Genomic DNA, 22,141 nt, shown 5'->3' on the forward strand with positions numbered 1-22,141 from the left:
TTTTGTGAGTGAAAGGAAAGCGCAGCGCAACCCCCGAGGAATGGGCGCGCTGCTATTGAGGTAGGCACCAACATGCACGAAAGCACCATGGAGCAGCTGTGGCGCACTTCCCATATTTCGGGTGGGAACGCCGCTTATGTAGAGGAGCTGTACGAGACTTACCTGCACGACCCGACGGCCGTGCCGGATGAGTGGCGCAGCTACTTTGACAGCCTGCCCCGGGTCCAGGGTGGCGGCGAAATGTCCCACTCCGCGGTCCGCACACACTTCGAACTGCTGGCCAAGAACCGCACGCGCCCGCTGAGCGCGCCGGGTTCCGGCTCCGTCAATATCGAACATGAGCGCAAGCAGATTAAAGTGCTGCAGCTCATTAATTCTTACCGCCACCGCGGCCACAAGAAGGCTTCCCTCGATCCGCTGGGCATCATGGCCCGCGAACAGGTGCCTGACCTGCAGCTCAGCTATCACGGCCTGACCGAAGGTGACTTCGATACCACCTTCCAGACCGGTGACCTGTTTTTCTGCAATGGCGAAGCGACCCTGCGTGAGATTGTCGAAGGCCTGGAAAAAACCTACTGCGGTAATCTCGGTGCAGAGATCATGCATCTCTCCAACCTGGAAGAGCAGCAGTGGTTCCAGCAGCGCCTGGAGCGCAGCCAGACCACCGCGAATTTCGGGAATGATGTGCGGACTGAAATCCTGCAGCGTCTTTCCGCAGCAGAGGGGCTCGAGCGTCACCTGGATTCCAAGTACCCGGGTACCAAGCGTTTTGGTGTCGAGGGTGGTGAAAGCCTGATTCCGATGATGGACGGCCTGATCCGTCGTTCCGGCACCTATGGCGTGAAGGAAATTGTGATCGGCATGGCCCACCGCGGTCGCCTGAACACCCTGGTGAATATCCTCGGTAAAAACCCTGCTGCCCTGTTCGAAGAGTTTGAGGGCAAGAAGCTGCTCGATACCTCTGGCGACGTGAAGTATCACCAGGGTTTCTCTTCCAACGTGATGACCCCCGGTGGCGAAGTGCACCTGGCGCTGGCCTTTAACCCGTCGCATCTGGAAATCTGTGCGCCGGTCGTGGTTGGCTCCGTACGTGCGCGCCAGGATCGCCGTGGCGATACCACTGGTGAAAAGGTCCTGCCGATCAATATCCACGGCGACGCCGCGTTTGCCGGCCAGGGCGTTGTGCAGGAAACCCTGCAGATGTCCCAGACCCGCGGTTACTACACCGGCGGCTCCATTCACATCGTGCTGAACAACCAGGTGGGCTTCACCACCAGCAAGCGCGAGGATGCGCGTTCCACCGAGTACTGTACTGACGTCGCCAAGATGATCGACGCCCCGGTACTGCACGTGAACGGTGACGATCCGGAAATGGTGGTGCTCGCCGCACTGCTGGCGGTGGATTACCGTTACGAATTCAAGAAAGACATTGTTATCGACTTCGTGTGCTACCGCCGTCGCGGTCATAACGAGACCGATGACCCGTCTGGTACCCAGCCACTGATGTACCAGACCATTCGCAAGCACAAGACCACGCGCACGCTGTATTCCGAAAAGCTGGTTGCCGAGGGTGTCCTCGACAAGGCTGCTGCCGACGCGCTTGCCAACGACTACCGCGACAAACTCGACCGCGGCGAAGACGTGGCCACCGGGCTGGTCAAAGAGCCCGACGAGTCGATGTTTGTGGACTGGCGCCCGTACCTGAACCACGACTGGCAGACGCCGGCGGATACCGGTATGGAAATGCCCAAGCTGAAGGACGTTGCCAACCGCATGACCACGGTACCGGACGGTGTGGTGCTGCAGCGTCAGGTTTCCAAGATTTATGAAGACCGTCGCAAGATGGCCGGCGGTGCATTGCCGCTGAACTGGGGCATGGCAGAAACCCTGGCGTACGGTACCTTGCTGGAAGAGGGCTACATGGTCCGCTTTACCGGTGAGGACGTGGGTCGTGGTACCTTCTCCCACCGCCACGCGGTCATTCACAGCCAGAAAGATGGCCAGACCTATGTGCCACTGCAGCATATGTCGGAAGACCAGCCGCCTTTCTATATGTACGATTCGCTGCTGTCCGAAGAGGCCGTACTGGCGTTTGAATATGGCTATGCCACCACCACGCCGAAGTCGCTGGTGGTCTGGGAAGCGCAGTTCGGTGACTTTGCCAACGGCGCCCAGGTGGTGATCGACCAGTTCATTACCTCTGGCGAGCACAAATGGGGCCGGATGTGTGGCCTGGTGATGTTGCTGCCGCACGGTTACGAAGGGCAGGGCCCGGAGCATTCCTCCGCCCGTCTGGAACGCTTTATGCAAATGTGCGCCGAGCACAATATCCAGGTGTGTAACGCCACCACTCCGGCACAGATCTTCCACCTTCTGCGTCGTCAGGCAGTTCGCCCGATGCGTCGCCCGCTGGTGATCATGAGCCCGAAGTGGATCCTGCGTCACAAGCTGGCCACCTCCAGCCTGGAAGAACTGTCCTCGGGCAAATTCCTCAACGTGATCCAGGACAACGCCGTCGACCCGGCAAAAGTCAAGCGGCTGGTGCTGTGCTCCGGTAAGGTCTACTACCATTTGCTCGAAGCACGCATGGAGAAGGAACAGGAAGATGTGGCCCTGGTGCGCATCGAACAGCTGTATCCCTTCCCGGATGAGGAATTCGTTGCAGCGGTTTCCGCGTTCAAGAAGTTGAAGAGCGTGGTGTGGTGTCAGGAAGAGCCCATGAACCAGGGCGCCTGGTACCACAGCCAGCATCACATGCGTCGTTTGCTCGCAGAACAGCATCCGAAGCTCGAGCTCGAGTATGTGGGACGCGCCGCATCTGCGGCACCAGCGGCGGGCTATATGTCCACCCACCTGGAAGAACAGAATAAGTTCATCAATGAGGCGCTGACCGTCAAGTAATGGGCGGCAGTAACAAGGTAAGAGTCAATCTCAGGAAACAGGAAAAATGACCATCGAGATTAAAGCGCCAACTTTCCCGGAATCCGTTCAGGACGGCACCGTTGCCACCTGGCACAAACAGCCCGGCGAAGCTGTGTCCCGCGATGAACTGATCGTGGATATCGAAACTGACAAGGTAGTTCTGGAAGTGGTTGCCCCCGCTGACGGCGCTCTCAGTGAAATTATTAAAGGAGAGGGCGACACCGTTCTTTCCAACGAAGTGATTGCCAAGTTTGAGGAAGGTGCCGGTGCTGGCGCTGCCCCGGCTGAAGCTCCGGCAGCGGCTGCCCCTGCAGCGGAAGAAACTGCACCGGCTGCCTCTGGCGAGAAAATTGCCATGCCGTCTGCCAAGAAAATGGCAGCGGAAAAGGGCGTTGACCTGGCGGGTGTTGATGGCACCGGTAAAGGCGGTCGCGTTCTGAAAGAAGACGTCATGAAAGCGGGCTCTGCGCCTGCCGCCGCGCCGGCTGCTGCCGTTGCCGCTGCTGCAGAAGTTGTGGTTGCCCCGGGCGAGCGCGTCGAGAAGCGCGTTCCGATGACCCGTATGCGCAAGCGTATTGCCGAGCGTCTGCTCGACGCGAGCCAGTCCACCGCCATGCTCACCACCTTTAACGAGGTGAACATGAAGCCGATCATGGACCTGCGCAAGGAATATAAAGAGCTGTTCGAGAAGATGCACAATGGCACCCGTCTGGGTTTCATGGGCTTCTTCGTCAAAGCAGCCGTTGAGGCACTGAAGCGTTACTCTGCTGTGAACGCTTCTATCGATGGTGACGATATCGTCTACCACGGCTACCAGGATATCGGTGTTGCTGTTTCCGCACCGAAGGGCCTGGTGGTTCCGGTACTGCGCAACGCCGAAAACATGGGCATTGCCGATATCGAGAACAACATCCGTGACCTGGGCCTGCGCGCCCGTGACGGCAAGTTGTCCATCGAGGAAATGACCGGCGGAACCTTCACCATCACCAACGGTGGTGTGTTCGGTTCCCTGCTGTCCACCCCGATCCTGAACCCGCCGCAGACCGCCATCCTCGGTATGCACAAGATTCAGGAGCGTCCGATGGCAGTCAATGGCAAGGTCGAAATCCTGCCGATGATGTACCTGGCGCTGTCTTACGATCACCGCCTGATCGACGGCAAGGAAGCGGTTGGCTTCCTGGTTGCGATCAAAGAGATGATCGAAGATCCGGCGCGCATTCTGCTGGAAATCTAAGCACACGATGTAGGGTTCGCTGAGTGTCGACAATACGGCACCCGAACCCGTCGCCAGGCCCGAACAGGGCCTTCGCAAACTCACCAATATCTGGAACTGACCATGTCGGAAAAATTTGACGTAATCGTAATTGGCTCCGGTCCGGGGGGATACGTTGCGGCTATCCGTGCTGCGCAACTGGGCCTCAAGACCGCCTGTGTTGAGAAGTGGAAGAACAAGGATGGCAAAGGCGTGAATGGCGGTACCTGCCTGAACGTTGGTTGTATCCCTTCCAAGGCCCTGCTCGACAGCTCCTGGAAGTACCACGAAGCCAAGGACGACTATGACGTTCACGGCATCGAAGTTGGCAAGATCAAAATGGACGTTCCAAAAATGCTGGAACGTAAAGAAGAGATCGTTAAGAAACTGACCGGTGGTGTTGCCGGCCTGTTTATGGCCAACAAAGTGACCTCTATCTGGGGTACCGGCAAGCTGCTCGCCAACAAGAAAGTAGAAGTTACCGACGACGAAGGTAACGCTACTGTTTATGAAGCGGACAACATTATCCTTGCCTCCGGCTCCGTGCCGGTGAACATCCCGCCTGCTCCTGTGGACAACAACATTATTGTTGATTCCACTGGCGCACTGGAATTTGAAAAGATTCCAAAGCGTCTTGGCGTAATCGGTGCTGGTGTGATCGGCTTGGAGCTGGGTTCTGTATGGAGCCGTCTGGGTTCTGACGTGGTTGTCCTGGAAGCGATGGACAAGTTTCTGTCGATCATGGACCAGCAAATTGCCAAGGAAGCCCAGAAGACCTTCAAGAAGCAGGGTCTCGACATCCGCCTTTCCTGCCGTGTGACTGGCAGCGAAGTGAAAGGCAAGGAAGTTGTGGTTACCTATGAAGACCAGGACGGCAAAGAGCATCAGGAAACGTTCGACAAGCTGATCGTGTGTGTTGGCCGTCGTCCGTACACCGAAGGCCTGTTGTCTGAAGACGCCGGCGTCAAGCTGGACGAGCGTGGCTTCGTTTACGTCAACGACCTGTGCATGACTTCCGCTCCGGGTGTCTGGGCAGTTGGTGACGTGGTTCGTGGTCCGATGCTCGCGCACAAAGCGTCTGAAGAAGGTGTTGTGGTTGCCGAGCGCATCGCTGGCCAGAAGCCGATGATGAACTACGACGTGATCCCCAACGTGATCTACACCCACCCGGAAATCGCTGCCGTTGGCCGTACCGAAGAACAGGTGAAGGCCGATGGCGAGCCCTACAATGTAGGCGTTTTCCCGTTCGCAGCCTCTGGCCGCGCCATGGCTGCCAACGATACTGGCGGTATGGTGAAGATCATTGCCCACGCTGAAACCGATCGTGTACTCGGTGCCCACATTATTGGCCCGTCTGCAGCCGACCTGGTTCAGCAGGTAGCGATTGCGATGGAGTTTGGTTCCAGTGCAGAAGACATCGGCATGACCGTATTTGGTCACCCAACCCTGTCTGAAGCAGTGAAGGAAGCGGCGCTTGCTGTCAACGGCCACGCGATTCACATCGCGAACCGCAAGAAGCGCAAGTAAGCATCTGTGGCGCCGGTGCTTTACCGGCGTAGCGGCGGGCCTTCGGGCTCGCCCATCTCAGTTTGGGCGGGATAGATCCCGCCTGTTCAGGACGCGGAGACAGGAAGCCTGCGTCCGTCAACTTTAAAGTGAATTGGTATTAACTATGAACTTGCACGAGTATCAGGGCAAACAGCTGTTTGCAGCATACGGACTGCCGGTTTCCAAAGGCATCGCAGCGGAAACCCCGGCAGCGGCAGCAGCAGCGGCTGATCAAATTGGTGGCGACAAGTGGGTTGTTAAAGCCCAGGTACACGCCGGCGGCCGCGGCAAGGCCGGCGGTGTTAAGCTGGTAGACTCCAAAGCGGAAATCGAAGAATTTGCGCACAAGTGGCTGGGCAACCGCCTGGTTACCTACCAGACAGACGAAAACGGCCAGCCGGTTTCCCGCATCCTGGTAGAAAGCTGCACCGACATTGATCAGGAACTCTACCTGGGCGCCGTCGTAGACCGCTCCACCCGCCGTATCGTTTTCATGGCCTCCACCGAAGGCGGTGTTGAGATTGAAAAGGTTGCGGAAGAGACTCCGGAAAAAATCCTGAAAGCCACCGTTGACCCCCTGGCAGGCGCTCAGCCTTACCAGGCGCGTGAGCTGGCGTTCAAGCTGGGCCTGAACCCGACCCAGACCAAGCAGTTCACCAAGATCTTCCTGGGTCTGGCGAAAATGTTCGAGGAAAAAGACCTGGCGCTGCTGGAAATCAACCCGCTGGTTATCACCGACGAAGGCAACCTGCACTGCCTGGACGCCAAAGTCGTGATCGACAGCAACGCTCTGTACCGTCACGCTGATCTTCGCGAAATGCACGATCCGTCCCAAGACGACCCGCGCGAAGCGCACGCTGCCAACTGGGAGCTGAACTACGTCGCCCTCGATGGCAACATCGGCTGCATGGTAAACGGCGCAGGCCTGGCCATGGGTACCATGGACATCGTGAACCTGCACGGCGGCAAGCCGGCCAACTTCCTCGACGTTGGTGGTGGTGCGACCAAAGAGCGTGTTGTTGAAGCGTTCAAGATCATTCTCTCCGACGAGAACGTAAAAGCTGTTCTCATCAACATCTTCGGCGGTATCGTTCGCTGCGACCTGATCGCAGAAGGCGTCATCGGTGCGGTACAGGAAGTCGGTGTACAGGTACCGGTTGTTGTACGTCTCGAAGGTAACAATGCCGAGCTGGGCGCCAAGGTTCTGGCAGACAGCGGCCTGAACATCATCGCTGCTACCAGCCTCACCGACGCCGCCGAGCAGGTGGTTAAAGCCGCGGAGGGCAAATAATCATGTCCGTATTGATTAACAAAGACACCAAGGTGATCTGCCAGGGTTTCACTGGCTCCCAGGGCACCTTCCACTCCGAGCAAGCGATTGCCTACGGCACCAACATGGTTGGTGGTGTAACTCCGGGCAAGGGTGGCCAGACCCACCTGGGCCTGCCGGTATTCAACACCGTTGCCGAAGCGGTTGAAGCCACCGGTGCAGACGCTTCTGTGATCTACGTACCGGCGCCTTTCTGTAAGGATTCCATCCTGGAAGCGGCGAACGGCGGCATCAAGCTGATCGTCTGTATCACCGAAGGTATCCCGACTCTCGACATGCTGGACGCCAAGGTCAAGTGTGACGAGCTGGGTGTACGCCTGATTGGCCCGAACTGCCCGGGCGTGATTACTCCGGGTGAGAGCAAGATCGGCATTATGCCGGGCCACATCCACAAGCCGGGTAAAGTGGGCATCGTTTCCCGTTCCGGTACCCTGACTTATGAAGCCGTTAAGCAGACTACTGACTACGGTTTCGGCCAGTCTACCTGTGTTGGTATTGGTGGTGACCCCATCCCTGGTTCCAACTTCATCGACATTCTGGAAATGTTCCAGAACGATCCGCAGACCGAAGCCATCGTCATGATTGGTGAGATCGGCGGTACCGCTGAAGAAGAAGCGGCAGCCTACATCAAGGAAAACGTCACCAAGCCGGTGGTTTCCTACATTGCTGGTGTAACCGCTCCTCCCGGAAAGCGCATGGGCCACGCTGGCGCCATCATCTCCGGCGGCAAGGGCACTGCAGACGAAAAGTTCGCTGCACTGGAAGACGCTGGTGTGAAAACCGTGCGTTCCCTCGCCCAGATCGGCGACGCCCTGAAAGAAGCGACTGGCTGGTAAGCCGACCTTCTCTCAGAAGCAGAAAAGCCGCCTTCGGGCGGCTTTTTTGTGCCTGTACGAAAGTGCTTCAAGAGCCATTATCACTGTTACCTTCAAAAACGTTGTCCAGAGGGCTCCGCACATTCTGTGTGTGCTTGCCAGCAACGTGGGTATAGATCATGGTGGTGTCGACATTGCTATGGCCGAGTAACTCCTGAATCGTCCGTATATCGGTGCCTCCCAGCAGTAGGTTCGTGGCGAAAGAATGGCGGAACGTGTGGCAGCTTGCCCGCTTTCCGATGCCACTGCGGGCCAGCGCCCGTGCAACGGCACGCCGCAGTTGCCGCTCGTTCATATGGTGGCGGCGGTAGATACCCTGCTGTGGGCACCGTGCAGGTTCCTGCGCCGGAAACAGATATAACCAGCTCGAGGCACATCTGGCGCGGGCCGCAGGATTTCGGCCCCCTGCAGAAGGAGGCAAATAGGGTGACCCGACGCCGTCCATCTCATCCCTGCGGTTAAGCGCCTGGCTGAGGTCCACTTGCTGGCGGAGGGGCTCTATCAGCGATTGCGGCAACAATGTCCGCCTTTCCTTCCCGCCTTTTGCCTCCCTCACAAAGATACACGTGTTGGCAAAGTCGACATCGCCGACCCGCAGCCGTACGGCCTCCATTACCCTGAGACCCGATCCATACATCAGCGCCGTGGCGAGGCGGAAAGGGCCCCGCATCAACGAGATCACGCAATCCGCCTCGGCATGTGACAACACCGTCGGCAATGTACGCGCCCTGTTGGCATGGGAAAACTGCAACTTACCGATATCTTGCTGCAGAAATTGACGGTACAGGAACACGACCGCATTTAACGCTGTACGCTGGGTGTTCACCGAGACATGACGCTCACAGGCAAGGTGGGACAGCCAGCAGTCGATATCGCGCGCCGACAGCTGGTGAGGCTGCTGATAGGAATGAAATCGAATATAGTCCTTGATCCAGCGGCAATAGGTTTCTTCCGTTTGGTATGCGAGCCGTTTAGTGCGAATAAATCCGCGCAGACGGTGCATAAACCGCTCGGGCCGCGCCGGCAACGCGCGAGGGACGTCTTCCATAACGAATTGCACCTTATGTGTATATTTATACAGCATCCTGCGCCGCCGATATTCGAGAGTCAACAATACATATGGACACTGTGACCAGTATCCCGGTAAGCCACCGATCAAGGTTTAGAAAGTCTATAGAAAACAATGACTTGAAGCGTAGCCGAAAGTCTTTGGATACTGGTCAGTATGGGTGTTTTTGCAGATAACGGAATGCAGGGGGAGAGGTGAAAACCTTGACGTGGCCTGGGCTCGCGCGCATTCTTGTCCAAATCGAATAAAAATGGATACTGGTCAGTTACATATGACCAATCTGATCAGTATCTAACTGTTATAAGCGACTTTGAATTCGAATTATGTGGGAAGGAATAGATTCTATAAATTGGAAAGACGTGCCTTCAATTTCAGGCAGATCTGCCACAGAGGCGGATGTAGAGGAAGGCCGGGCCGTATTCCATATTCCAACCGGTAGTGAACCCTACGATACCGAGCTACCTTTGTTCGCAGTACAAATAGATAGTGAGAATAATTCCAGAGTTCCGTGCGTCGCCATACAGATTGAGAATTACTCTGAGGGTACTGCGGTGGGAGTTAGGTATTTTAGTGGCGGCAATGGTGTTGGCATGGCAAACGAGTTTGAGTTTTATAGTGAAATTACAGACGAGTTCAGCTTATAACAAGCCGCAGCAATCGCTCCCATTGGTCGCTGGGACAGACAAAACGCTGCGCTTATTTGTCTGCCCCTGTGCGGGGCGTTATGTCTAGGTTCTCAAATGCACCTGAAAAACTTTCCCGCGATGGATGTTGGGGCGCCTAGCCCAGAAATAGATGTGAATGGGGATAAACTGAGGTGCTCTTATATTTGCAATAACCCCGATTTTCTTGGCTACGATACCCCGATAATAGACGGCCATCCTGGATATGATGAGTATTGCGCGGTAATTGAGTTTCGTGGAGTTTCAAGTTACAAATTCGGATATCCAAACGATGAAGGTTTGGGCAAGCATCCCCTCTATAAGTTGGGTGTCCGTGCATATGAATTTTATAGGTTAACTACAAGTCCAGAGCTCGATCTGCTTCCGGATAAATTTCTTTGGGTTGTTGCTTTTCATGACGAGACGCTACAGGTAGTAGCTTCATCACTTAGCATACTGAGGAGCCGAGTCGATACTTCGTTCCCCCTAGAAGCTCTGGAGCTAGTTAAGTAAAGACATAACAAGCGGCTGTTATCGCCCCTGCGGGGCTGGGACGGCCTTTCCGCCGCTTCGCGGCTCCAAGTTCGCCCCAAAGCCGGGCGTTATGAGCACCACTATGAATATCAGTATTAAGACAGCTATATTCCTGATTATCATTTCGGTACTTTTAAGTGGCTGTCCTCGTGTTGCCAAGCTTGATTTTTACAATAATACTGACGTTAGTGTGATCATTGACATTGGTGGGGCTCATACTGAGATTCTCTCTCAGACCAGTAAAGTCTTGAAATTTACTTCGAAAAATCTGATGGTGACGTCAAGCCTAGGTAGGTGGTCTTACGGACGCGATTTGGTACCGTACGGCGGTGAAGACGGTCATTACTTTGATGGCACGGTGTACGTGCAGTTGAATCAGGACGGTTATTTGTATCTTATTGGTCACGAATCTGCTCGGCCATTAACTATGTTCCCTAACCAGCCAGAGGGCTTCCCGTTACCTCCGAGCTCATAACAAGGCCGGGCAATCTGCTCCGGGCCTGCGGCCCTCCGCGGGACAGCTTACCTTGTGCACCTTTTGCGCAGGTCGCTTTGCTCCCATTTTTGCGCAAAACGCGCACAAGGTAAGCTGCCCCTGCCGGCGGCGTTAGGCAGCTAGTTTATGGATCCTCGAGCATTGGTTGTTCACCTAGAAAAGCCATATTTGAGCTTTGAAAATTCTGTACGAGTAAAAGAAATACTTTTAGCCGGATTAACTTGGGATCCGGACTATTGGCCGGGATTAGCAGTCTCCTGGATCGAGCAAGGGGCGCCAATCGATGGGGAAGTTAGAGATGCTCTTGATGCAGTGGCAAAGAAAAAGCATTTTCCACAGCCGCTGCGCCACAAAGCTTTTTCCTTTGCACGCAAGTGGGAGCGTGAGCATGCCTAACAAGCTAATGAACTTCGCGCGCAAAGTGCGCGCGCCGGACAGCCTACGCTGCGCTTCGGCTGCCGGTTATTAGGGCGTTATGTTTCAGGAGAGTCATGGGGCCATTAACTGAAAAAATGATCAAGGAAATGGACCAGCTATCCAGCCTTCTCGAGCATGCTGGCGAAGACGGCTGGAGCAGTGCAGTTAAGAAAGCTCGCTCATTTCTGTCTGTCTCAACTTATCGAGGTATCGAAGAAGTAAAAACATGGTTCGGCACTATTGGTACACTCAATGACCTTGTAATTCATCCCGCGAACGGGCATCAAGTCTCGGAACAGGAGCTGGTCCAGGTAAATTCAAGGCTTTGCACGCTATGCAGCAATATCTACCATTTGATGCAAGACATTGAGAGAAACACAAGTTTTGAGTAAAAACATAACAAGCACGGGCAATGAAGCTCCGGCCCTTCGGGCCTCCGCGGGACGGCTTACCTTATGCACGTTTTGCGCGGTCGCTTCGCTCTCATTTTCGCGCAAAAAGCGCATAAGGTAATCCGCCCCTGCCGTGGGCGTTATGAATCTATGAGAATACGTCAGGCTATTATAATTTTTGTAGCTATTTCTATAGCTGCATGTGGTGACAGGCATGAAGATGAGTTCATTGTGGGTGATGTGCCTATGGTCGTCGGTATGTTTAAAAATTACTATGAAAATTACGTTCGTGTTGTTGGCTACATGCACAAGCCAGAGGCAGGCAATGTCCTCGAGTTAATCCCTTCAGAAAACCATGAAAATTTGCAGCCCCCAGCCAATGTATTAAGATTGTTACTTTTCTCTGATAAGAAAATTCGCAATGGTATCGTTGAGTCTGAAATGGAAGGCTGCGTAGGCAAAGTAACTTACGTTTCTGGTAGAGTGGGAATTTTTTCGGGCCTCCCAGCAATCATGGATATCCGGGGGGTGTCGTGCTAAACATTCATAACAAGGTGCTGCAGCTGACGTCTTACTTTATGCACGTTTTGCGCGCTCGCTTCGCTCCCATTTTCGCGCAAAACGCGCGTAAAGTAAGCCGCCGCTGAGCACGGCGTTAAATGTCATGGCAAGAAAACTCACTACATTAGTTATCGCAGCACTTCCTTCGCTAGTTTATTGTTATGTTTCGGTGTTATTTGGGGCGGCGGGGCTCGTTGATGCTTTCAAGTACCAGGCTTTTGATGGGCTAATTCTAGTGGTTTTTGCATTGTGTTCGGTAGCAGGGACCATAGGGATATGGCGTGTGACGTTGATGATCACATATAAAACGAAAAGTAATTTGGTTCTCATCGGTCTTGGAGTGTTGGCTGTAGGAGCTATATTTTTGTGGGGTCTTGTAGAGCGTCCGTCATGGTATATTCCTTCAGGTATTAACAAAGACACCTTTGAGCTTCTTTCTATAACTGCTTTATTGTTATGCGGATTGCTCTATTTTTATAAAATTGGTAGAAGTTTAGTTTTGGGTGGCAGGTTGCGTGACTAAACATTTAACAAGGCGTTGCAGCGCGACGTCCAAAGCTGTGTGCCTTTTGTGGTTGCTACGCTTTTACCAAAAAAGTCACCCAACTTTGGCCGCTGATCTGTAACCACTTTTGTGGACGGTATTTACTGTTCATGAAAGAGGTCCAGAATGGGACAAACGAAAAAGCGTAACTACGACCGTTACACATTGGCTTATAAGCTACAGGCCGTTAAGTTGGCCAATCATCCTGACGTTAGGTCAAAGGATGTGGCAGAATCCCTCGGCATACATCCGGTGATGCTATATCGGTGGCAGATGGAGCATCGCAGGGGAGATCTGAAGGAAAATAAGCACATGAAGCCGAGCAAGCCGTCACCGAAACGTCGTCCCGATAGAGCTGATCCAGTAAAAGAAGCAGAAGAGAAGCTGGCTGCTGCAGAGAAGAAAATTAAGAAGTTGGAGCGCGAACTGGCAAATCGCAATGATGAGATCGATTTGCTAAAAAAGGCCGAGCGGTTCTTCCAGCGGAAAAAGTAAAGCTCTTCGAGCTGGTTGAGAAGAACCGCAAAGGGCGGGATGTAAGAAAGCTCTGTAACCTATTAGGCGTATCGAAGAGCGGCTTCTATGCCTGGCGCAGTCGCGAAGAGAGTGAGCGACGTAAGCACGATCGGCGCCTTACTGACGCCATTTTAGAGCTGCATCAGGGGTTCCGGAAGGCTTACGGTGCGCGCAGAGTACATCAGCAGCTGAAGCGTAACGGCCTACCGTGTAGTGTTAGGCGCGTATCGCGGCTGATGAAATGCGCAGGTATCAAGGCCTCTAGCAGAGGGCTCTACACCTGGAACCCAGGCAAGCATGAATTTTACTCGGCGACAGGCAATCAACTTGGAGTAGCTGATCCCGCGGATTCCGTCGGTCGCCAGTGGGCCGGAGACTTTACTTATATAAAGACCGGAACTGGCTGGCTATATCATGCCGTTGTGATCGACTTGTTTACGAGATCGGTGATTGGCTGGTCCTTCAGTAGGAAGCGTAATAGCGAGCTGACGAAGAGTGCCCTAAAGATGGCCTTGGCGCGCCAGAAACCAAAGGCTGGCTGTATATTCCATTCTGACCAGGGAATTGAATATGCCGCACATGAGTATCGAGAGCTTGTTGAGTCGGCAGGGATGACAAGGAGTATGAGCCGAAAGGGCAATCCGCTGGATAATGCCATCGTTGAATCGTTCTTCCACAGTATGAAGACAGAACTTGTCCATCAGCGGATGTTTCAGAACGAAATCGATGCAGTGGCTCATATCATCGAATACATAGAGTTCTATAACCGAGAGCGGCTCCACTCCAGTCTCGGCTATCAATCGCCCTCAGAGTATGAAAAACTGGCGGCATAAAGTGTCCACGAAAGTGGTAGCAGATCACGCGGCTGAACGCGGCGTTAAGCCCACATTTAAATAAACATCTAGCAAGTAGGAAGAAGTATGCTAAAAAAACTTTTCACTGGAATCGTAGCCTCAAGCGCAATTGCCTCAGGTGCATCTGCAGCTGAAAAAGAAACTCGTATTGTCGAGTACCCAGGCTTCAGCAAACTGACGATTGAGGTTCCAGCCGACTGGAAGACTTATGACCAAAAAAGAGTTGGCGTTTTTTCGGCAGACAAAAAACTAGAGGTTTCCGGTAGTGCTTTCGGTACAAATGGTCAACCAATCGAAGACTTCACCGAGAATAAGCACCAAGGCATCACGCAAAAAATGCACTGGTATAAAGCTACGACAGAATTAACAAAAATCGAACACCCTAAATACAGTGGTTACATCAAAGAGTATCAAGGTATTTGGCCAAAAGAAGATATCCCAACAACGTATATCGTGTCTACAATTGGCATGGATGGCATTGCTATGAGCTTAACTTTTACCGGCTTTACTAAAGACATCGATACCTATCGTGAGCAGGTAAAAGACATTATAAAATCAGTTCAGCTCAAAAAATAGGCAAGGCTTAACAAGGCGCTGCAACCGACTGCCAAAAGCGTCACTTGTTTTGCAAAAAGCCGCAAAACAAGCGCCACTTTTGTCAGCGGCTGAGCGCGGCGTTAGCTATCGGAGCGAAATATGAGGAGTTATCTGTTTCTTCTTACCATGAGCGTTCCGCTTGCGATTTCCGCAGCTGAGTTTAGCCCAACTTTTGAAGGCTACTTACAGTGTTTTCATGACACATACGGTCGCAATGGTTCAGAGCATTTATCTGCATTTGGAATTAACAGTGAGCAAACGAAAGCAACGTTCACAAGTACGGAACAGGGAATATCGGTAGAGCGCTCTATTGAAGTTGAAGAAGCCTATGAAATTTGCACTATGATCAATGCCTTAAAAAATGAGGCGGTCAGATTTCAACCAGCTTCAGAAGGTTGGGGCTTCAAAGAAAGAAGTCATATCTTCTATGTTTCCGGTAATAATGTAGAAAAATATGAAGTGCATTACCGAGTTATAGTAGGCAATGAATCAGAGCTTTCTCAGGGTATACTGAGAAAAATTAGATCATTGCAGCACAGAAAATAGCTAACAAGCAGCGGCAGAGCGACAGCCAACGCTACGCACCTTTTGTGTTACTCGCTGGCGCTCAAACATTAACACAAAATGCGCTCCGCGCCGGCGGCGCCTGCGCTGGGCGTTAGCATTTTTATGGTTCGTACAATTTTTCTATTTTTTTTCATCCCATTGGTGTCCCATGTGTCAGATAATCTGGTGGTGCCAGAAGACATTCACGGGATGATTACAGAACGCGGGTGCAGCCAAGTATCTGATTTTTACTCACGAGTATCTATTAAACGGCCGCCTTATGCTGTGAATGTTGCTCCTTACGGAAAGTGGGAAGTCGCTGTATGGTGCACAACTGACATGGACAAAGAGGAGTATTTGCGAGAGTACACCTTATTGCTACATTTCGATGATCCAGAGCACCCCATGGCGTCGTGTCCTAGCAAAATTGAATCTATAGATTTCATTGGAGGCTTGGAATTCAAAGATATAAGTGACCCTGCCAATTGGTATCAATTTGTAGGTACAAATGAAGAGATATCCAGCTTGGAAAAAATTGAAACCAAAGGGATTTTGAGTATATATGATGGTACAGGAGCTATTTATGTGTGCCTAAATGGAAGGTGGGCTGCAAGATTCTTGCACTAAATGCTAACAAAGCAATGCAGCCGACATTTAAAGCGATGCTCCTTTTGTGCATGTTCGCTGCGCTCACATTTGATACACAAAAGCCGCTCCGCTTTAAATGCGGCTGATTGCGGCGTTAGGCATATCGTTCATGAATCCATACAAATCACCTGAATCAGCTATTGAGCTAGAAAACCTAGCCGCTCCTGCAAGTATCAAGGTGGTGTACTTCCTCATAGGCCTTAGCTTTCTAATCTTTTTGATTGAAGAGTTTATCTACGCACTTAACTCTGAAACTGGAATACTCGATCCCTTTAATTACATATTTGCCGCTATATGGGGTGTAATCTTGCTATGGCTATCTACCATGATCACAAAACGGACCGAGAATCCTAAAAATACTTTCCTAATCTTGTCTATCGTAGTCGCCGGCATGAGCATCCTCACCCCTCTTGGGGCCTACTCGCTATATACCGGAATTAGCGAAGCTTCATGCTTTTTAGCGGTGTACTATCTACTTAGCAAAAGAACACCAGAACATTGGTTTAAGCATGTCTGACAAGCCATTGAAGCCTGACCCAGTAAGCGCCGCTGGGTCGGCACGAGACAGCCGTCAGTGTAGCAGATCACACTGCTGTTTACGGCGTTAAGATTGCACGAAATGACGATCTCGTATTCATGGCTTCCTCTAATTATCCCACTCATTCAGATGTTCGTTGTATATCTCATCGTTTGTATTGGGTTGATGAAGAGCGAAGATAAACGGCAGTACTTCAAGAATTTGAAGGATTTGTTCAATCCGCCGAGTACTTTGGTTCTTTTAATCGTAGGGTTTGCGCTATTTATCTGGGGAACGGGTCTTTACTCATTTGTGAGTAGCGTCTTTTATGTCGAAAAATATGTAGGGCTCATCGACCAAAGAAGTAGCTCGATTAAAACTGCGACTGGAGTTTTAAGAGAATCTAATGAGGATGATCGCGTCTACTTCGTTGAAGGGGTGCCGTTTCGTTACGGTAGAGGAGTTTCAACAAGAAGGTGTATAAACTCAGATCTACATCGGCGATACCGAGATAGTGTCGTTATGGTATGGTACATAAAAGACGAATCTGACCGTTTTCAGTTTAGAGGTGTGGAAATGCCAGTGAATTGCATGCTAAGAGTTTCCTTGCTCGACCAAGATTATGCTCCCGGATCTTAACAATGCAATGCAGCCGACGTCTTACTTTTTGCGCGGTCGCTACGTTCCTATTTTCGTGCAAAAAAGCACACAAAGTAAGCTGCGTATAATTGCGGCATTATGTGGCAGAGCTATGAAATGGTCAAAATTGAAGGTTCTGCTAGAGGGCCGATTTGCGAAAGAGATAAAAGGTCGAGTCGCCTTCAATAGCGCAGCGTATGGAAATTGCACATGCGGACACGCCTGGATTACGGTAGATAAAAATCTAGTAGCAAATTTTTGCACTCGAGCCCGGTTTAATAGGCTACACCGGAATTGGAGAGAAAGCGGGATTTATAAGCTGGGCCCTGTTCCAAGTGACATGCTACATCGCACTAAAAATTATTATTTGAGGCAAGCTGTAGAATACGGTGATCTATCTAGGCAGGGCTTTTATCGCTCATGCTGGGACTTCATCCACAAGTTCAGCATCGATGAGTCTCTTTCGTCGGATAACGCATTGATTCAGGCGCTAGCAATTCTGGATGAGAGGGTTGGGAAGCGTCGATTACGAAAGTTAGATCGCGAAAACCTACAGCCGTTGGCTCGTCTATTTTACGACCTGCGTACTAAGCCAACCACATAACAAGCCGTTGTTGCGGCCCTTTCGGGGCTGGCACGGCTTTTTGGTGTTTCGCAGCTACAAGTTCGCCCCAATCCGGGCTTTAAGCCAATAAGGTGTATACGATGAAATATATACTTTCGCTTTTTCTAATGATAACTAGTTCAGGAATAGCTACGGCTAGCGAGGTGCTGCCTGAGCCAGTTCTGAAGCAAAAGGTAGAAGCATTTATCCAAGCAAAGAATGCTAGACAGCAACCGAGCACTACCGAAAAGGACATTGACTACTTCATATCTTTCTTGGCAGATGAATTCGTAGATGAGCATGTAAAGTTCGGCGTAACAGTCAATGATAAATCTGAGCTAAGAAAAGGCATGATCTTAAAAATGAAAGATGAAGTGTTCTTTTCAAACATTACGATAGAGAAAATGATGTTCGGTCGTAATGTAGTGTTTGTGAAGTACAAAGAGCATGCAAAGGTTAAGCCGAGCCATATGGATAAAGTGGTTGAATACACTAGTACAATCATTATGTCTTTGGAGTTTAATAGTGAAGGGCTCATCAAGCACATCCGCCGGCACCACGGTTGAGTTCGGGGTTAACAAGGTCGGGGAATTGCTCCGGACCTTGGGTACTCAGGGGAAAGCTTACCTTGTGCTCGTTTTGCGCAGATCGCTGTACTCTAATTTTCGCGCAAAAGGCGCGCAAGGTAAGCTTATCTTGCTGGCCGCGTTAGGTGTCAAAATTTTATTGCAAAGGAGGACGTTTATGAAGGTGTTAAAATCAATAGCTTTTTTGGCGTGTATGAGTATTTCAGCTCTAGCAATAGCTAAAGATACTGGCTATTTCGGTTTTGGTTTTGGCTATGGGGAATATGAGGTTTCTGGCCTTGAGCAAGGTGAAGGATATCGGTCGCTTTATGGTGGCTATCAACTTAATGAGATGTTTTCGTTTGAGGCCTCCTATTTGAAAGTTGATGGCGCATCAGAATATCTATTGGCTGACGGAATGACTTCTTTATACCAAAATACTTTAAGCGTCGAAGCCTCAGGATTTACATTGGCGCCTGTCTTGAATTATGAATTGTCTAACTCAGTTACAGTGTCTGGGATGGTCGGAATTTCTCTGCTTGATTTAAGTAAAAGCTGGACCGGAGGCACTGCAGTAGATCCAAACCTTGCAGCCGATAACGGAGGCGAGGAGTCCGCTGCTTTTTACGGGGCACGTATTTCTTATGCTCTTTCAGAAAGTATTCATTTCGGAGTAAATGCCCAAAAGTATGAAACCTCGGGTGCAGATATAGATGCTGTATATGCAAGTCTTTCAGTAGCTTTTTAGCGCGTATCTAATAAAGCTTTGCAGCGCGACGTTCAAAACTATTCGCCTTTTGTCGTCGCTGCGCTTTTACTACAAAAGTCACCCATTTTGGTCGCGGCTAAACGCTGCGTTAGGTTAGAAAATGTATCAAGAGACTCATTCATCAATAAGAAAAGTAATTTTCGATTGTGCACTGTTGTCTTTGATTTTTATTTTACTTATCAGTGGATCGTTGTCGATTTTTAATGGGGATACATCTGGAAAGCCACCCGAGATGGTTAAATTATTTCTCTCGTTTGTGTTGTCTCTCTTAGGAATTGTGATTCTATATTTAATAGTATATCAAATTAATAGAATTAGAAACTTTCGAGGCGATTGGCATATTGAAATTGGTGGTGAGGGCATTAAATTGGAAACGCCAGATAATGAAGAGGTAGAGCCGTTCGAATTGCATTCTGGAAAAATTAGAAAATTGTCTAGAGAAGCATATGAAGATGATGGCATATGGTATAAATGGTTTATTTACATAAAAGATGGCGTTATCGAAATAAAGAAGCCATTTGAGCTGGGTCCTTTTTCGGAAGAAAAAATTTCCGAAAAAATCAGGCGAATTTATGGTGTAGAAGTTGTCGAGGTAGATATAAATGGCGAGACATCTGAGTGGAACTATAGTCTATGGTTCAGATGTAAGGCTCTGCTTGGCGCAATTGTTAGTGCATTGATTTTGGCGTCCTTTGTCATCCCAGGGTTCTTTTATCTCGTAAAGATGTTTAAGGAACTTATTCGTTAGCCTAACAAGTCAATTAACTTCGTGCCTTCGGTGGAGGATGCAGCAGATCTGGGCCTGTTATTGAGGCGTTGTGCTTTTGTAGAGATTTGGTGAGGATCATCTTAATGAATTTTGTAAAAGGTTTTGGCATCGGCGTTGGAATATTTGTTTCATATATTGTATTTACATTCGCTTTTAAGGGTGGGGATGCCCTGGATGGGGAGAATGTTTCCGGTTCAAATATGTCCTTAGAGAAAGTGAAGATGGCACATATGATTGGGGTATACGAAGGAAGTTATCCGGATGGAAAGCAGAGAGGTTTTCGTCAGCCTCAAGAGGGCAAGGTGTATGTGATTGTTAAAAATAACCCAGAGGCAGAGTCCGTGACTCTCTTATTGACTTCATATGAATCTGTAGATTGGCATCTCGAGGTGGCTGAGGGAGTGACAATCGATGAAGTTATTCTATCAAGTTATCATCCCAGTAAGGTTACAGGCCTTAAGGATGTTCCTGTGCTTAGAAAGTCATGGGGGTATTCGTACGAGAGGGCTGGATCTATTGGAGAGAAGTTCGCGAATGAGGTAGGCGTTGAGATTGAGTCTTTCCAAGGTAGTTATAAGGGAAATATTTTTGATATTTTTTGAGGTAATGAACATATCAAACATAGCTCATTCGCCGCTGCGGGGCGGATGCCTTTTCCGCGGCTTTGCCGTGCCAAAATCGCCGTTGCTATTGGCGTACTGAAGCTTCTCAACTATGAGCAACAAGCAAGAAAATGTAGAAGAAGATGTATTGATTAAGGATGCACGTCGTGCTCTGTTCGTATTGGTTTGTATCAATTTACTAGTACTGTTCTTCTTTCTAGTCGAAGGTTTCGAGAGCGAAATAGTAATTGTCGGATTGGTGTCGCAGGGAATAATTTTTGTATTTTGGCTAGTGCCAGTATTTCTGTACCAGGTATTGAGGCAAAGAGTATCCTTTAAAGTGGCTACGTACAAAGCTCTTTCCTCGTACAGGAATGCCATGGATCAAATCTCATGGTAGGGCTCCATAATAAGGCCGGGCAATTTACTTCGAACCTGCGCCCCCCACCGTTCTTTAGATGTCAGACCAGTTAAGTTGCATCACTGGGTTCTTAATATGTGAATTTGCGGCGCCTGGTTGTAAAAATGGACAGTGTGCTCTGGTTAGGTCTGTCAATGACCCTCCATCTCAATCAGAGAGTAGCCCTAAAACAAGCGGCTGTTGGCGGCCCAGCGGTGCAGGGTTGGTCTTTCCGCCGCTTTGCGGCTACAAGTCGGCCCCAAGGCCGGGCGTTATGCCTGTATCAGGAACTCTGGTATTCAAATTGAAAAAATTATTTCTTTACATTGCCACATTAGCACTGGGAACTACCGCATACTTTCTCACATTCACGGCATTCTATGAATCTTGGTTCCCGTACTACTATGAAGAATACGTCGGGTATTTCTTCTTAGCAGGAATTTCGCTAATTATTTTGCTTCCGTTCGCTACTTTCAGTGTATTGGGGGTCACCAGTAAGTCTCGTTATTTATCAGAGTTTGCCAGGCACGCCTTAGTGGTCCACTTGATGGTCATTGTGATCTCCGTTTTAGTGTTTATCTACATGTTGTCTAATGGGATCTTAACTTATGGCTCCGGTACATATCAGGTGGTTCCATCAAGCGGATAGGGATAACAAATTCAGGCAAGTGGCCCCGGGTCTTTGGCTATTCCCGGGTCTTTGGCCATCTCCGGCACGGCTTACCTCGTGCGCTGTCTGAGAAGATCACTACGCTCCGATTTATGCGCTCAGCTGCACAAGGTAAGCTATGCCTGCCGTCGGCGTTGTCATACAAGGAATGATCGAATATGAGTAGAAGTATCCATAAAACCGTAAAAGGTGTTTATGGCGGTAAGTCCGCTCGAGAGATGCATCGCATGCTGGAAGAGAACGATCCAGATACTGAAGAGCTTGGTAAAAAGTACTCATATAAAGACGCTGAGCGGAAAAAGCGACGTAGCGAAAGGCAGATAAGAAAGACTGAGAGTGAACAGTAGATGTACAATGCACGTTCACATAACATGCCGCAGCTACTGCTTCCGTTGGGGGCAGGGGTAGCCGAAATGCAACGCTTGGTTATCTGTCCTAGTGTGGCGCGTTATAGGCAATGATATTGAGTTACAGGTAAGTAGCTAAAAGATGAAAGTCATAAGAGGTAGATGTTTCACCGCCGACCACGCTTGGGGTGCCAAACAAATTGCAAATATGCAAGGGATTACGACCAAGCTGCATTGGACTGACAAGCCATACAAATGGCACATAAACGACGGAGAAGAGGTCTTCGTAGTGTTGGATGGTGTAGTAGATATGCACTATCGATTGAATGGCACTGAAGACGTAGCTGTATTGGAAGCTGGAGATATATTTTATGCTTCTGTAGGTACGGAGCATGTTGCCCACCCGCGGGGTGAAGTGCGCGTCCTCGTAGTTGAAAGCGAGGGAAGCGTATAACAATGCCGCGTAAATGGCTCCGGTCCTGCGCACCTAGCTGG

General features: G+C 50.4%; 26 protein-coding genes. 25 read left to right on the forward strand and 1 reads right to left on the reverse strand.

Annotated features, from left to right (window positions below):
- Positions 1-72: 72 nt before the first annotated feature.
- The 5 genes from ACXAD0_RS07635 (at position 73) to sucD (ending at position 7,888) form a co-directional block, all read left to right on the forward strand.
- Complete coding sequence (locus tag ACXAD0_RS07635) at positions 73-2,901, forward strand: 2-oxoglutarate dehydrogenase E1 component (protein ID WP_475087778.1); 2,829 nt, start codon at positions 73-75, stop codon at positions 2,899-2,901.
- Positions 2,902-2,947: 46 nt separating this feature from the next.
- Positions 2,948-4,156 (forward strand): 2-oxoglutarate dehydrogenase complex dihydrolipoyllysine-residue succinyltransferase, encoded by a 1,209-nt coding sequence (gene odhB, locus ACXAD0_RS07640; RefSeq protein WP_475087779.1) that lies wholly within the window; start codon positions 2,948-2,950, stop codon positions 4,154-4,156.
- A gap of 102 nt (positions 4,157-4,258) precedes the next feature.
- Positions 4,259-5,701 carry a dihydrolipoyl dehydrogenase gene (lpdA, locus tag ACXAD0_RS07645; protein ID WP_475087780.1) on the forward strand — a complete coding sequence of 481 codons (1,443 nt, stop codon included), beginning with the start codon at positions 4,259-4,261 and terminating at the stop codon, positions 5,699-5,701.
- Between the two features lie 145 nt (positions 5,702-5,846).
- A complete protein-coding gene (gene sucC / locus ACXAD0_RS07650) occupies positions 5,847-7,013 on the forward strand; it encodes an ADP-forming succinate--CoA ligase subunit beta (RefSeq protein WP_475087781.1) in 1,167 nt (388 codons plus the stop codon).
- 2 nt (positions 7,014-7,015) lie between these two features.
- Positions 7,016-7,888 (forward strand): succinate--CoA ligase subunit alpha, encoded by an 873-nt coding sequence (gene sucD / locus ACXAD0_RS07655; protein ID WP_475087782.1) that lies wholly within the window; start codon positions 7,016-7,018, stop codon positions 7,886-7,888.
- A 67-nt stretch (positions 7,889-7,955) separates the two neighbouring features.
- On the opposite strand, the gene ACXAD0_RS07660 is transcribed toward sucD, so the two are convergent.
- The gene (locus tag ACXAD0_RS07660; protein ID WP_475087783.1) at positions 7,956-8,975 is read right to left on the reverse strand and encodes an integron integrase; all 1,020 of its coding nucleotides are present in this window, start codon (positions 8,973-8,975) and stop codon (positions 7,956-7,958) included.
- Between the two features lie 344 nt (positions 8,976-9,319).
- On the opposite strand from ACXAD0_RS07660, the gene ACXAD0_RS07665 reads away from it, so the two are divergent.
- The 20 genes from ACXAD0_RS07665 (at position 9,320) to ACXAD0_RS07760 (ending at position 22,100) form a co-directional block, all read left to right on the forward strand.
- Entirely contained in the window at positions 9,320-9,640 is a 321-nt protein-coding gene (locus tag ACXAD0_RS07665) for a hypothetical protein (protein WP_475087784.1), read from the forward strand.
- 96 nt (positions 9,641-9,736) lie between these two features.
- On the forward strand, positions 9,737-10,171 hold the full coding sequence (locus tag ACXAD0_RS07670) for a hypothetical protein (RefSeq protein WP_475087785.1): 435 nt from the start codon (positions 9,737-9,739) through the stop codon (positions 10,169-10,171).
- Between the two features lie 103 nt (positions 10,172-10,274).
- Positions 10,275-10,667 carry a hypothetical protein gene (locus tag ACXAD0_RS07675; RefSeq protein WP_475087786.1) on the forward strand — a complete coding sequence of 131 codons (393 nt, stop codon included), beginning with the start codon at positions 10,275-10,277 and terminating at the stop codon, positions 10,665-10,667.
- 147 nt (positions 10,668-10,814) lie between these two features.
- The gene (locus ACXAD0_RS07680) at positions 10,815-11,084 is read left to right on the forward strand and encodes a hypothetical protein (protein WP_475087787.1); all 270 of its coding nucleotides are present in this window, start codon (positions 10,815-10,817) and stop codon (positions 11,082-11,084) included.
- A 95-nt stretch (positions 11,085-11,179) separates the two neighbouring features.
- Complete coding sequence (locus ACXAD0_RS07685; RefSeq protein WP_475087788.1) at positions 11,180-11,497, forward strand: DUF6966 domain-containing protein; 318 nt, start codon at positions 11,180-11,182, stop codon at positions 11,495-11,497.
- A gap of 63 nt (positions 11,498-11,560) precedes the next feature.
- The gene (locus tag ACXAD0_RS07690; RefSeq protein WP_475087789.1) at positions 11,561-12,037 is read left to right on the forward strand and encodes a hypothetical protein; all 477 of its coding nucleotides are present in this window, start codon (positions 11,561-11,563) and stop codon (positions 12,035-12,037) included.
- A 124-nt stretch (positions 12,038-12,161) separates the two neighbouring features.
- A complete protein-coding gene (locus ACXAD0_RS07695; protein ID WP_475087790.1) occupies positions 12,162-12,581 on the forward strand; it encodes a hypothetical protein in 420 nt (139 codons plus the stop codon).
- Between the two features lie 147 nt (positions 12,582-12,728).
- Positions 12,729-13,097, forward strand: coding sequence for a transposase (locus tag ACXAD0_RS07700; RefSeq protein WP_475087012.1), 369 nt, complete (start codon positions 12,729-12,731; stop codon positions 13,095-13,097).
- An 11-nt stretch (positions 13,098-13,108) separates the two neighbouring features.
- Positions 13,109-13,951, forward strand: coding sequence for an IS3 family transposase (locus tag ACXAD0_RS07705; protein ID WP_475090336.1), 843 nt, complete (start codon positions 13,109-13,111; stop codon positions 13,949-13,951).
- Positions 13,952-14,038: 87 nt separating this feature from the next.
- Complete coding sequence (locus ACXAD0_RS07710) at positions 14,039-14,548, forward strand: hypothetical protein (RefSeq protein ID WP_475087791.1); 510 nt, start codon at positions 14,039-14,041, stop codon at positions 14,546-14,548.
- Positions 14,549-14,668: 120 nt separating this feature from the next.
- The gene (locus tag ACXAD0_RS07715) at positions 14,669-15,115 is read left to right on the forward strand and encodes a hypothetical protein (RefSeq protein ID WP_475087792.1); all 447 of its coding nucleotides are present in this window, start codon (positions 14,669-14,671) and stop codon (positions 15,113-15,115) included.
- Positions 15,116-15,286: 171 nt separating this feature from the next.
- The gene (locus tag ACXAD0_RS07720) at positions 15,287-15,742 is read left to right on the forward strand and encodes a hypothetical protein (RefSeq protein WP_475087793.1); all 456 of its coding nucleotides are present in this window, start codon (positions 15,287-15,289) and stop codon (positions 15,740-15,742) included.
- A 130-nt stretch (positions 15,743-15,872) separates the two neighbouring features.
- Positions 15,873-16,280 carry a hypothetical protein gene (locus ACXAD0_RS07725; RefSeq protein ID WP_475087794.1) on the forward strand — a complete coding sequence of 136 codons (408 nt, stop codon included), beginning with the start codon at positions 15,873-15,875 and terminating at the stop codon, positions 16,278-16,280.
- 751 nt (positions 16,281-17,031) lie between these two features.
- Positions 17,032-17,523 carry an SF0329 family protein gene (locus ACXAD0_RS07730; RefSeq protein ID WP_475090337.1) on the forward strand — a complete coding sequence of 164 codons (492 nt, stop codon included), beginning with the start codon at positions 17,032-17,034 and terminating at the stop codon, positions 17,521-17,523.
- A 101-nt stretch (positions 17,524-17,624) separates the two neighbouring features.
- On the forward strand, positions 17,625-18,089 hold the full coding sequence (locus tag ACXAD0_RS07735) for a hypothetical protein (RefSeq protein WP_475087795.1): 465 nt from the start codon (positions 17,625-17,627) through the stop codon (positions 18,087-18,089).
- Positions 18,049-18,837 (forward strand): hypothetical protein, encoded by a 789-nt coding sequence (locus tag ACXAD0_RS07740; protein WP_475087796.1) that lies wholly within the window; start codon positions 18,049-18,051, stop codon positions 18,835-18,837. Before ACXAD0_RS07735 ends, ACXAD0_RS07740 begins: the two co-directional genes overlap by 41 nt.
- Before the next feature lie 121 nt (positions 18,838-18,958).
- On the forward strand, positions 18,959-19,606 hold the full coding sequence (locus ACXAD0_RS07745; protein ID WP_475087797.1) for a hypothetical protein: 648 nt from the start codon (positions 18,959-18,961) through the stop codon (positions 19,604-19,606).
- A 104-nt stretch (positions 19,607-19,710) separates the two neighbouring features.
- Positions 19,711-20,229: a hypothetical protein gene (locus ACXAD0_RS07750; protein ID WP_475087798.1), complete on the forward strand. Its 519-nt coding sequence runs from the start codon at positions 19,711-19,713 to the stop codon at positions 20,227-20,229.
- 1,228 nt (positions 20,230-21,457) lie between these two features.
- Positions 21,458-21,646 carry a hypothetical protein gene (locus tag ACXAD0_RS07755; protein ID WP_475087799.1) on the forward strand — a complete coding sequence of 63 codons (189 nt, stop codon included), beginning with the start codon at positions 21,458-21,460 and terminating at the stop codon, positions 21,644-21,646.
- Between the two features lie 142 nt (positions 21,647-21,788).
- The gene (locus ACXAD0_RS07760; protein WP_475087800.1) at positions 21,789-22,100 is read left to right on the forward strand and encodes a cupin domain-containing protein; all 312 of its coding nucleotides are present in this window, start codon (positions 21,789-21,791) and stop codon (positions 22,098-22,100) included.
- The last annotated feature ends 41 nt before the right edge of the window (positions 22,101-22,141 follow it).

The organism is Microbulbifer sp. ABF4_148 (assembly GCF_056158985.1).

Excerpts from the sequence above, each read along its gene's own strand:
- ACXAD0_RS07635 (WP_475087778.1), top strand. The coding sequence starts at position 73 with ATGCACGAAAGCACCATGGAGCAGCTGTGGCGCACTTCCCATATTTCG.
- odhB (WP_475087779.1), top strand. The coding sequence starts at position 2,948 with ATGACCATCGAGATTAAAGCGCCAACTTTCCCGGAATCCGTTCAGGAC.
- lpdA (WP_475087780.1), top strand. The coding sequence starts at position 4,259 with ATGTCGGAAAAATTTGACGTAATCGTAATTGGCTCCGGTCCGGGGGGA.
- sucC (WP_475087781.1), top strand. The coding sequence starts at position 5,847 with ATGAACTTGCACGAGTATCAGGGCAAACAGCTGTTTGCAGCATACGGA.
- sucD (WP_475087782.1), top strand. The coding sequence starts at position 7,016 with ATGTCCGTATTGATTAACAAAGACACCAAGGTGATCTGCCAGGGTTTC.
- ACXAD0_RS07660 (WP_475087783.1), bottom strand. The coding sequence starts at position 8,975 with ATGGAAGACGTCCCTCGCGCGTTGCCGGCGCGGCCCGAGCGGTTTATG.
- ACXAD0_RS07665 (WP_475087784.1), top strand. The coding sequence starts at position 9,320 with ATGTGGGAAGGAATAGATTCTATAAATTGGAAAGACGTGCCTTCAATT.
- ACXAD0_RS07670 (WP_475087785.1), top strand. The coding sequence starts at position 9,737 with ATGCACCTGAAAAACTTTCCCGCGATGGATGTTGGGGCGCCTAGCCCA.
- ACXAD0_RS07675 (WP_475087786.1), top strand. The coding sequence starts at position 10,275 with ATGAATATCAGTATTAAGACAGCTATATTCCTGATTATCATTTCGGTA.
- ACXAD0_RS07680 (WP_475087787.1), top strand. The coding sequence starts at position 10,815 with ATGGATCCTCGAGCATTGGTTGTTCACCTAGAAAAGCCATATTTGAGC.
- ACXAD0_RS07685 (WP_475087788.1), top strand. The coding sequence starts at position 11,180 with ATGGGGCCATTAACTGAAAAAATGATCAAGGAAATGGACCAGCTATCC.
- ACXAD0_RS07690 (WP_475087789.1), top strand. The coding sequence starts at position 11,561 with ATGCACGTTTTGCGCGGTCGCTTCGCTCTCATTTTCGCGCAAAAAGCG.
- ACXAD0_RS07695 (WP_475087790.1), top strand. The coding sequence starts at position 12,162 with ATGGCAAGAAAACTCACTACATTAGTTATCGCAGCACTTCCTTCGCTA.
- ACXAD0_RS07700 (WP_475087012.1), top strand. The coding sequence starts at position 12,729 with ATGGGACAAACGAAAAAGCGTAACTACGACCGTTACACATTGGCTTAT.
- ACXAD0_RS07710 (WP_475087791.1), top strand. The coding sequence starts at position 14,039 with ATGCTAAAAAAACTTTTCACTGGAATCGTAGCCTCAAGCGCAATTGCC.
- ACXAD0_RS07715 (WP_475087792.1), top strand. The coding sequence starts at position 14,669 with ATGAGGAGTTATCTGTTTCTTCTTACCATGAGCGTTCCGCTTGCGATT.
- ACXAD0_RS07725 (WP_475087794.1), top strand. The coding sequence starts at position 15,873 with ATGAATCCATACAAATCACCTGAATCAGCTATTGAGCTAGAAAACCTA.
- ACXAD0_RS07730 (WP_475090337.1), top strand. The coding sequence starts at position 17,032 with ATGAAATGGTCAAAATTGAAGGTTCTGCTAGAGGGCCGATTTGCGAAA.
- ACXAD0_RS07735 (WP_475087795.1), top strand. The coding sequence starts at position 17,625 with ATGAAATATATACTTTCGCTTTTTCTAATGATAACTAGTTCAGGAATA.
- ACXAD0_RS07745 (WP_475087797.1), top strand. The coding sequence starts at position 18,959 with ATGTATCAAGAGACTCATTCATCAATAAGAAAAGTAATTTTCGATTGT.
- ACXAD0_RS07750 (WP_475087798.1), top strand. The coding sequence starts at position 19,711 with ATGAATTTTGTAAAAGGTTTTGGCATCGGCGTTGGAATATTTGTTTCA.
- ACXAD0_RS07755 (WP_475087799.1), top strand. The coding sequence starts at position 21,458 with ATGAGTAGAAGTATCCATAAAACCGTAAAAGGTGTTTATGGCGGTAAG.
- ACXAD0_RS07760 (WP_475087800.1), top strand. The coding sequence starts at position 21,789 with ATGAAAGTCATAAGAGGTAGATGTTTCACCGCCGACCACGCTTGGGGT.